The organism is Dulcicalothrix desertica PCC 7102, from assembly GCF_003991905.1.
GTDB lineage: Bacteria > Cyanobacteriota > Cyanobacteriia > Cyanobacteriales > Nostocaceae > Dulcicalothrix > Dulcicalothrix desertica.
This window is the reverse complement of the sequence record NZ_RSCL01000013.1, coordinates 291467-300125: the sequence shown is the minus strand read 5'-3', so window position 1 is coordinate 300125 and position 8659 is coordinate 291467. Positions and strand designations below refer to the sequence as shown.

General features: G+C 40.9%; 12 protein-coding genes and 1 pseudogene. 2 read left to right on the top strand and 11 right to left on the bottom strand.

Translation table 11 applies throughout. The annotated features are described in order from the left end of the window. From DSM106972_RS53910 to DSM106972_RS26865, 11 genes and pseudogenes are all read right to left on the bottom strand, one after another. Positions 1-698 (bottom strand): annotated as a pseudogene (locus tag DSM106972_RS53910) (DNA translocase FtsK); the annotation flags it as partial. A 4-nt stretch (positions 699-702) separates the two neighbouring features. After that, complete coding sequence (locus DSM106972_RS26910) at positions 703-1767, bottom strand: peptidoglycan DD-metalloendopeptidase family protein (protein ID WP_127083564.1); 1065 nt, start codon at positions 1765-1767, stop codon at positions 703-705. A gap of 27 nt (positions 1768-1794) precedes the next feature. Continuing rightward, positions 1795-2625, bottom strand: coding sequence for a hypothetical protein (locus tag DSM106972_RS26905; protein ID WP_127083563.1), 831 nt, complete (start codon positions 2623-2625; stop codon positions 1795-1797). 5 nt (positions 2626-2630) lie between these two features. Beyond that, entirely contained in the window at positions 2631-2915 is a 285-nt protein-coding gene (locus tag DSM106972_RS26900; RefSeq protein ID WP_170213603.1) for a hypothetical protein, read from the bottom strand. A gap of 2 nt (positions 2916-2917) precedes the next feature. Continuing rightward, complete coding sequence (locus DSM106972_RS26895) at positions 2918-3409, bottom strand: hypothetical protein (RefSeq protein ID WP_127083562.1); 492 nt, start codon at positions 3407-3409, stop codon at positions 2918-2920. 19 nt (positions 3410-3428) lie between these two features. Continuing rightward, on the bottom strand, positions 3429-3881 hold the full coding sequence (locus DSM106972_RS26890) for a hypothetical protein (protein WP_127083561.1): 453 nt from the start codon (positions 3879-3881) through the stop codon (positions 3429-3431). Positions 3882-3894: 13 nt separating this feature from the next. After that, a complete protein-coding gene (locus DSM106972_RS26885) occupies positions 3895-4728 on the bottom strand; it encodes a phage terminase large subunit family protein (protein ID WP_127083560.1) in 834 nt (277 codons plus the stop codon). An 8-nt stretch (positions 4729-4736) separates the two neighbouring features. Beyond that, on the bottom strand, positions 4737-4955 hold the full coding sequence (locus DSM106972_RS26880; protein WP_127083559.1) for a hypothetical protein: 219 nt from the start codon (positions 4953-4955) through the stop codon (positions 4737-4739). Beyond that, positions 4939-5202: a hypothetical protein gene (locus tag DSM106972_RS26875; RefSeq protein ID WP_127083558.1), complete on the bottom strand. Its 264-nt coding sequence runs from the start codon at positions 5200-5202 to the stop codon at positions 4939-4941. The genes DSM106972_RS26880 and DSM106972_RS26875 overlap by 17 nt, the downstream gene beginning before the upstream one ends. 8 nt (positions 5203-5210) lie before the next feature. Then, positions 5211-5828, bottom strand: a complete 618-nt coding sequence (locus DSM106972_RS26870; protein ID WP_233787555.1) for a hypothetical protein — start codon at positions 5826-5828, stop codon at positions 5211-5213. After that, the gene (locus DSM106972_RS26865; protein WP_127083557.1) at positions 5779-6180 is read right to left on the bottom strand and encodes a hypothetical protein; all 402 of its coding nucleotides are present in this window, start codon (positions 6178-6180) and stop codon (positions 5779-5781) included. The genes DSM106972_RS26870 and DSM106972_RS26865 overlap by 50 nt, the downstream gene beginning before the upstream one ends. A 625-nt stretch (positions 6181-6805) precedes the next feature. Between DSM106972_RS26865 and DSM106972_RS26860 the strand changes: the two genes are divergently transcribed. Together DSM106972_RS26860 and DSM106972_RS26855 are read left to right on the top strand one after the other, a co-directional pair. After that, on the top strand, positions 6806-6949 hold the full coding sequence (locus tag DSM106972_RS26860; protein ID WP_325052218.1) for a helix-turn-helix domain-containing protein: 144 nt from the start codon (positions 6806-6808) through the stop codon (positions 6947-6949). A gap of 213 nt (positions 6950-7162) precedes the next feature. Continuing rightward, positions 7163-8659, top strand: a 1497-nt coding sequence (locus DSM106972_RS26855; RefSeq protein ID WP_127083611.1) for a GMC family oxidoreductase, incomplete at its 3' end; no start/stop codon positions are given.

Here is an 8659-nt window from a genome sequence, read left to right as displayed (position 1 = left end):
ATTTTTACTCGTTTAAAGGTCGGACCAGTCTTGGTATCAATATAATTACAGGTAATGCCAAAATCATTTAAGGCGCCGACTAGTACATCACCTACTTTGTTTTCAAAATTTTCTTGAATAAAAGCAATGTCTTTATTCTCATTTCCTGTGATTAAAGAGTTTGTATTTATATTCTTTTGTGCTAATGATAGAGTTTCGCCTGTTCGAGTAGCAACTAACTCTACAGTTTTATAAGCCAACTGTTTCAAATAAATATTTTTGGTTAACTCAGCTACCTGAATTACCTCTTTGTAAGATTTAACTTCTTGATAAAGTTTGTATAGGTCAAGTATAAAAGCATTGCGCTCATACTTGCTAATGTATCTATTAGTTAAAATGTATTCCAAAGATAGTTTAGAAAAAGCCAAATCCTCTATACTCAATTCTGACTCGCAAACCTCGATTATTTGATGAAGAGGAGTACCGCTAATAACTGCTTGGTAAAGTATTTCAAACAGATAATTATGGTCATAGCTTTTAACTGGGCGAATAATTTTACTACCAAACTCAGACTCTTGCAGAAGATTCAAAACATATAATTGCTGGCTAAAGTCAAATAAACCAAGAGCTTCAGCCAAAATTTCTTGATTAGATAAACCTGCTCCTTTCAGACACGTAACTGCTTGATATATCTCCTCATTCGAGTAGTTTACCTGCATATTATCAACCTCTATAAGCTAATTGCTGCTGATAGTAAGTTCTCCATTGTTCTAAAGTTTTTGCATTTTGATTGTAGTTGTTATAAGGCATACTCGCCCAAACTCTTGCTAGTTTTTGAAGGGCAGCATCTAAATTACCTGCTTCAACGTCAGCGATAGCTTGGTTACGTCGAATATATTCAACTGCCATTTTGTCTTGGGAAGCGGGAGAAAAATTAGTCAAGTTTAGTTTTGGTTGAAGGTCATACCAAGATTTGTCTAGCATCTGGTAAGCACCAGCAGCAGTAGAACAAACGCGCTTTCCATTAATTGGCGCACATTGTTTAATCCTAGGATGAGTCGAGAAATCGTTGAATGTACCATTAAAAACTAACTTACGATAACTCAGAGAACCCGAAGTACCAGTTTCAGCCCAACGAATTGTTGCTAAAAAAGCGCGCATTCGAGGGGAGTAAGAATTTGCAGCAGTATGTTGCAAATAAGGACGGGGATTTTGAGGTTTATCGTTGACCCGAACTTCAAAATGTAAATGTGGTCCTGTGGACATCCCCGTACTACCCACTGCTGCAATCATTTGTCCGCGCGCGACTCTCTGACCAGTCGTGACATACAGCTTACTCGCATGACCGTAGAGAGTAGATACCGAGGTGTGCTTAACAATAACCGTGTTTCCGTAACCCCCCTTCTCCCCTGCAAATTCAACGATTCCGGCATCAGTCGCGTAAATCGGCGCCCCAAGAGAAGCAGCAAAATCAATACCAGTATGGAACTTCCGCTCTCCTGTAATTGGATGCTGGCGCCAACCAAACCCACTTGTTACAGGAGCATTTGCAACAGTAGGAAAAGCAATTCGACTAATTGAGGCGCCTGTAGTTTTAGGTAAACTACCAACTCTTGTTTGGAGATATTTAACAAACTGCTGAGATTCAACCCAGTCAGAAAGTTGGGGAACTACCATTGCTACGACTAAAATCCCTGTCGCAATAGTGTATTTCCAATCAGGGTTAGAAGCTGTAAGTACATTATTACTTTTATTCTTACTACCCTGAAAATCAATAACGAGTCTCACGTGCTAATCCTTGAATTACCCAAGCATCTACAAATCGCGCGCATCCAAAATAGTTGTAGTAAAAACAAAAGCCCGATTTCTACGGTAGCGAGGGTCAGCTTTCACCAAGGGCATAAACTTATACAAATGACCACTTTGTGATTGAGCAGCAAGACAAGCGTATGAAGCACGGTCAACCTTAAGTTGGTCACTTCCCGAATGTTGATTAAGCCCAATAATTCCTGACTGAATGGGTTCACTGTCAACTTTGCCATTACGGTTAACATCGCGACGAAAGTTAACTGGCGCCACCTGAACCAAACCTTCTTCTGAACGCCCAAATATACCGTTGTGAATGTCTACTCGCCAAGCTTTATACTGTCCAGGCTCAATAAATGCGGCACCTGCTTTACCTAAAGGATTACGAATAGCGGGTAAACCAGGTTTTACTGTAGCAGCCCAATTACCAGCAATAGTTGGCTGACCATTACGGAACATCAAAACCAAACGACGGTCAGACCATTCGTTAATAGCGTTACCATTGGATTTACCATCAAATTCGGCGCCACGCAGGTAGATAATATTAACCTCTCCCTCGTTGGTAAATACTTTGTAGCCTTTACGCCGCATTGCTTGGTATACACGGCTAGCCAAACTGTTATTAACAGGCTGCTCAAACTGAGGATAGACGACAGAACGAACTTGCTGAACCACAACTAGAGAATCTAGCCAATTAGAAATAGGCGCAACTACAATTGACCCAACTAAAACAGCAGTTGCAAGCAGATGTTTCCAACTTCCTACTGAATGCTCATCAACAACATCCGTACTTGTAATATCCGTCTGGGAATCATTATCAACCTCGAATGTAATTCGCATAACTATTAGTTTCTTGCATCAGAAGCTCGCCAGCAGCCAACCGAAGCTGAACTTAATACCTTTTCAAAATCATTATTGGGCTTGGGACATTCCTTAACACTTGATGTTTGGTCAGTTACGGCAGTAGGAGTAGAGCTAGGGCTGGGAGTAGGAACAGTTATGGGGGAAGATTGCAATTTTTGAGCTAGAGTTACAACATGACGCCAACCGTAAAACTGCAAATAACCTGGTTGCAGAATCTTTAATATCCACAGTGCCAACACCAACCAGAAAGTAAGTTTTATCGACATAGCTATTCCAACTGTCGAACGACTGGCATAGAAATAGAAGGAACTTTATCTGGTACTACTTCAATTTTTTTGCCATTAACGTAACCAGGACCTTGGTAAGACCCATTAAGTAAAAAATTGACCAACAAAAACAATAACCAGGAACCTACGGCGCCTACCCCTACTGGAGATTTTATGCAGTCTCCAAGGAAATAAGCTGGATACCAAACAAATCTCCAGGGATTTTGAGGATGCAAGCGATGAGCTTTCCACGTTTCAACGTAAGGTATCTCGATTCGTGGAACTACTGGTTTGTTCGACGCAGGTGACGTAATATATTTTGCCTCAATTGGCTGAACTACTTGAGTATCAATTACGTTAGGATAACTTGATTGTTGTGATGTTATACTACCCTGTTGCTGTGCTTGATTGAGCATGTTCTGCAACCTGTTTACAGGCATAATAGCTCCTCCTTCAGAATAATCCACATCAAAATTGCGACGGTTCTTAGTCATGTTAGTGTGTCCTCAAAACTTAATGAGAATGGTTATCTTTCGGCTGGTTGTCATCAGCCCAGTAGTCTTCGGAATCTTCAAGTTGAGCAAAAAACTCTTCAGGAGAAAGCACTCCTGGTTGATTTGGCTTTACTGGAGAAATAACGCGCGGTGAAAACTGTACTACATTTTTAGGAAGGTTTGTTGGAGAGGGTTTATTAGCATCGGGTTGCTCTTTGGAAGATTCATGCTCACCCGAATCTAAAGAATTATTGTAATCTGATAAACCCCAACCTAAAAAACAAGCAAAAAAAGCCGCAAATATTACTGCACTACTCCAATGCACACCAGCTCCAGGTGATTGCATTTGAACTACAGTTGTCCGTGATGATTCCTCTAAAACTGTACGCACGGGTGTACGACGCACTGCTGCTACAACATTAAATGTAGAAAGCATTATACAAATTATCGCAGCAGCAAATTTAGCGTACATAAATATCACCCCCTTAAGATTCAGGTTTTTTCTGATTCGTATAAACAGGCTTAACTGTTTCTTTCATTCCTTGTAAATACTGGCGCCGTTCTTCCTCAAGCTGCTTTATCTTGGCTCGAATATCTCCCAACTGCGTCATCTGTTTTACTGGGTCAGAATATCCGCGCGCTCGTAATAATTGAGCTTGAGCGAGAGAGTATGGTTCACTTGCGTTGCGAATTTGAATCAGCATCTGGTTTAAATCAACCGATGGCTGTGATTCTAAGTTTTGTGCGTAGTCAATTGCTTCTAACTTACCTAACAGAAAAACAGCAGCGGCGCCTGTTGGTATTTTTTCCTCAACCTTAGTACCATCGGTTCGACGATACCCCCAGTAAAATGTATTATTACCAGATGCTGCTTCTAATAAAACATCCAAGGCGTTAAATTTAACTATTTCCAAAGTTGGCATATAGTGCAGACGGTAAAATCCAGAATTTTCGCTACTCTGCATCTTGGATATTTCACTTTTGAGTTGCTGCGACCACAACGCTGCTGCTAACTGACGCCATCCTGTAAGTGTTGGTACGCCTTCAGGTGAGGAATAATTAGAAAGATTATCGATGTTGTAATCAGTTCGAGATAGCTTCTCAAGATACACTTCTCTAATTTGTTTGACTTGCGCTTTTGCTTGTTGTACCTCTGATGGTTGGTTGTTTGGTAGTTGCTGACGCCAGCCTATCATTAAAGCAACCGAACCAATTACACATAAGGCGCCAACAGTAGAACAAGCAGTCCATAAACCAATATTTATCTTTTTCTTTTTACGGCTTGGCTTACTATCTCGAACGGGAGTTGGTGTAAACATAGACACCCTCAACTATTATCAACAACCAATCTCAGTTCGGGGCGCCTGTTTAGTTCGCGTGCAATTGCAAGAGAGGCGCCACCCACTACTATCCCGGTGAGTAGTAATAATGGGTGCAGAGCAAGAGTGGCGCCGACTCCTATTAAATGACCCACCATCCCAGAAACTCCCAGATTCATTAACAACCCACCTGCTGTATTAATCAAAAAATCAAACGCTGCGCTCATTTGTACCCCGTGTCCAAATTATTAACAGTGCTAAAACTAACCCAATTAATTCACCTATGCTGACGCCAATCAAAATTGGTTCAATTGACGAAATTTCCTGTCTTTCCTGAGTTGGAGGAATTGCTATCCAAGTTCCAATTACTGTACCAGTAATAACTGAAAGACAATTTATACCAACCGCTAAAGTAGATGTTTTTCTTAAAGAAAGTAAACTCTCATCACGCAGTTGATAACAAACCGGAAGCATTTGCTCAATTATTTCTTCTGAGATTGCGCGGTTTTCGGCTGCGACGACTTCAACTGTTTGTGAGAAGGTGTCGATGAACTGGCTAGCAGTGGGTGACTCCCTTCCCCCCAATTGACTTTGGCAAAAAAATCGTTATCGATTCGAGACTGAATTCTCTCCTGAGCTTCGTTGTAATCACCGTTATCTGTATTAGTTAATGAGGAGTTGCCATTGAAAACAAATTCTTCTAAAGCCAGGGTGGAAGTTTCTAGCACCACTTTATGGCGTAATTCCCCTAGCTGAATTCCTCTGTCAGCATCTAGGTACAGCATCCCCACAAAACTATCAGGCGCCGCAAGTTCTGGGTCAGTTCCAAAACGCTGCTTAATATAATCACGCTTATCGAATTTGTGGGCGCCTGTTTCTGCTTCCACTTTACGGTCGCGCATCTCAACTAAATGGCGCGCGGCTTCATCTAAAGAAATACCTTCTTTGGAAGCAACATCTTTTAGTTTAACTAACTGCTGCTCAACAGTTTCATCTACTGTATCGTTTGGTTTCAAAGGCAAACCCAACAAATTACAGATTTCACGTAACTTATCGGGCGCCACTTGCAACTGTTGTGCTAGCTGATTTATATGCTTCATTACGTTCCAACCTCTTGATTACTGACTGGACAATATAGTTCTCTCGCTCTTCATCAGAAATATGTTTAGTCAAAAAGTCATAAAGACCGATACCGTTGACCTTTTGCATAAAAGCATCCAACCCACCCACAGGAATTACTTGTTGTAAATACTCCTCACAAGTTAGGCGCCGAATTTTGATAGCAACGTAGAATGTATCTGCTATCTCAACAGTGGCAGCATCAAAATATCCACCACGTTTTTTTGGTTTGACTATTCCAGCAAAAGGATACCAGCGCTGCAAAGCCGCAATCGATATGTCATACCTCTGAGCAAGACTTTTCTGCGTGTACATAACATCGTCACATACCATCTCAAATCCAACTAAATTAGACTCTGTATCGAAAACAGAACAAACTAAAGGTTCACAAAATGAAATGTAAATTAGTTTTTAATTTACAACCTTTGTGGCTTGAGTTCGGGTTTCACTCAACTGAAGTGCAACTTTAAGGTACTTCAGAATGAGTTCAACTTAACAATAGTCAGGTTATACATTACTTTTGGGTATTGCAACCTTGTTTATATATTGCGTTCGCAAAGAATAAAAATTTATTTTAGGTATAAAATACTTGAAGTAGCAATTTATCAAAAAGGAGTAGTATTCGTAATTTTTACAATACTGTTTTCTAGAGGTGCCTGAGTACAAGCAAGCTACATTAACTTCTATGTGTTACAAAGTATTATAAATACATAGTTATTAAAAAAAGTGTAAGTTCCTAAAATAATTGGTGTAACTTGCCTTAAATTATCACCTGGCTTGTTAACTTATTCTTGTATAAATACGGACGATGCATCTACGTAAGGTAACACAGTATGGATGCTCGTTTAAAGTTTGGAATGACATCAAAGCGAGTTCGCGCTTCACCATAATAATCTGATAAAGCTTTGTAAGAATTTGAAATAAATCGAGTATTGGAAATTATTACAATTTTAATGAGTTGCTGTTGTTAAAAACGGATTTATCGATTACGGGCATTGCTTTACAAGTAAGTTTTTCTAGCCACAGCCATTTGACGCAACAGTTTAGGCACCTGACTGGAATTACACCACGCACAGGCTCGCAATTTACGATAAGAATCTGACAAACTGCCATAAGAATTTGAAAGCAGTTAAGCATTGAAACTTAGTACACTTAAATTATAAAAGTAGTGGTTTGTGTCATTAACTTTGGGTTGTAGAGACCCTATTAATACGGTCTCTACATGTCTCTATAGTAAAAAATAATGCCTGCGCTACATTTGAAATTTCCTATTTCAAATTTTATATTTCAAATTCTAATTTAGAATCCTAATTCGATGACTCAATATGACTACGTTGTAATTGGTGCAGGTTCGGCTGGTTGCGTTGTCGCTAATCGTCTGACCCTAGACCGCCAAACAACTGTATTGTTGCTAGAAGCTGGAAATCCGGATACAAAACCGGAGATTCAAATTCCAGCAGAATATCTAAAATTAATCTGTTCCGAGGTAGACTGGGGCTATTTCTCTGAACCAGAACCATACCTAGATAACCGCAAAATGTTTTATTCCGCTGGCAAAGTCTTGGGTGGCAGTAGTTCGATTAATAACATGCTTTATGTGCGAGGGAATTCTCGCGATTATGACCACTGGCAGTCATTGGGCAACTTCGGTTGGAGTTATCAGGATGTTTTGCCCTACTTCAAAAAATCTGAGCATTACTCGCGCGGCGCCAACGAATACCACGGTGTTAATGGAGAGTTAAACGTTACCGACCAAGAGGCACCTGCTACTGTCTCCCAACGATTTGTAGAGGCGTGTGTGTTACTGGGATATGACTATAATCCTGATTTCAACGCTACTAAGCAGAGAGGAGTTGGGCTGTTTCAGTTAAACATCAAAGATGGGAAGCGCCATAGTGCTGCGACTGCCTTTCTCTCGCCCATTAAAAAGCGCTCCAATTTGACTGCCACAACCGGAGCGTTGGTAACTCGGTTGTTGTTTGAAGGCGCCCGCGCGGTTGGGGTGGAATATCTGCATAAGGGAACACTGCACCAAGCCAGGGTTAACCAAGAAGTAATTTTAAGTGCAGGCACGATTAATTCGCCCAAGCTGCTGCTGCAATCAGGCATTGGGGCTGCTAAATCCTTACAAGCAAGGGGCATTTCTGTCGTGGTTGATCTACCCGGTGTCGGTAAAAACCTGCAAGATCACATCGTTGTTCCTGTAGCATATATGGCAACTCAGAACATAGACTTGGCAATAACTAGTAGTGGAACTGAAGCTGGATTGTTTTTGCATAGCGAGGGAAATTTAGACGCTCTTCCAGATTTAGAGATTATGTTTTCCCCCATTCATGAAGCAGTTCCTAGCTCTTACTACTGTTCTTCAGGATTCATCGGTTCAGTTGTGTTGATGCATCCTCACAATATTGGCAGTATCAGTTTACAACGTACCATAAGTAATGCTGGGCGAACACCTGACCCTCAAGAGAAACCAATAATTCGGCTGAACTACTTGCAAAATCAATCCGATGTGCGTCTTCTAACTGCTGGAGTTAAATTAATCCGCCAATTATTTGAAGAAAACGCTTTTGATGAGTTTCGTGGTGAGGAAATTGCACCAGGTTCCCAGGTTCAAAGTGATGAAGCCTTTGAAGCATACATCCGAGAAATTTGCAGTTCAGGTAATCATGCCGTTGGCACGTGTAAAATGGGTATTGACCAAATGGCAGTCGTAGACCCCGAACTACGAGTACACGGAGTAGAAGGGTTGCGGGTCGTGGATGCCTCGATCATACCAACTTTAATCACGGGACATACAAACGCAACCACC

Coding starts and splice junctions, on each gene's coding strand:
- DSM106972_RS26905 (WP_127083563.1), bottom strand. CDS start 2,625: ATGCGAATTACATTCGAGGTTGATAATGATTCCCAGACGGATATTACA.
- DSM106972_RS26900 (WP_170213603.1), bottom strand. CDS start 2,915: ATGTCGATAAAACTTACTTTCTGGTTGGTGTTGGCACTGTGGATATTA.
- DSM106972_RS26895 (WP_127083562.1), bottom strand. CDS start 3,409: ATGACTAAGAACCGTCGCAATTTTGATGTGGATTATTCTGAAGGAGGA.
- DSM106972_RS26890 (WP_127083561.1), bottom strand. CDS start 3,881: ATGTACGCTAAATTTGCTGCTGCGATAATTTGTATAATGCTTTCTACA.
- DSM106972_RS26885 (WP_127083560.1), bottom strand. CDS start 4,728: ATGTTTACACCAACTCCCGTTCGAGATAGTAAGCCAAGCCGTAAAAAG.
- DSM106972_RS26880 (WP_127083559.1), bottom strand. CDS start 4,955: ATGAGCGCAGCGTTTGATTTTTTGATTAATACAGCAGGTGGGTTGTTA.
- DSM106972_RS26875 (WP_127083558.1), bottom strand. CDS start 5,202: ATGCTTCCGGTTTGTTATCAACTGCGTGATGAGAGTTTACTTTCTTTA.
- DSM106972_RS26870 (WP_233787555.1), bottom strand. CDS start 5,828: ATGAAGCATATAAATCAGCTAGCACAACAGTTGCAAGTGGCGCCCGAT.
- DSM106972_RS26865 (WP_127083557.1), bottom strand. CDS start 6,180: ATGGTATGTGACGATGTTATGTACACGCAGAAAAGTCTTGCTCAGAGG.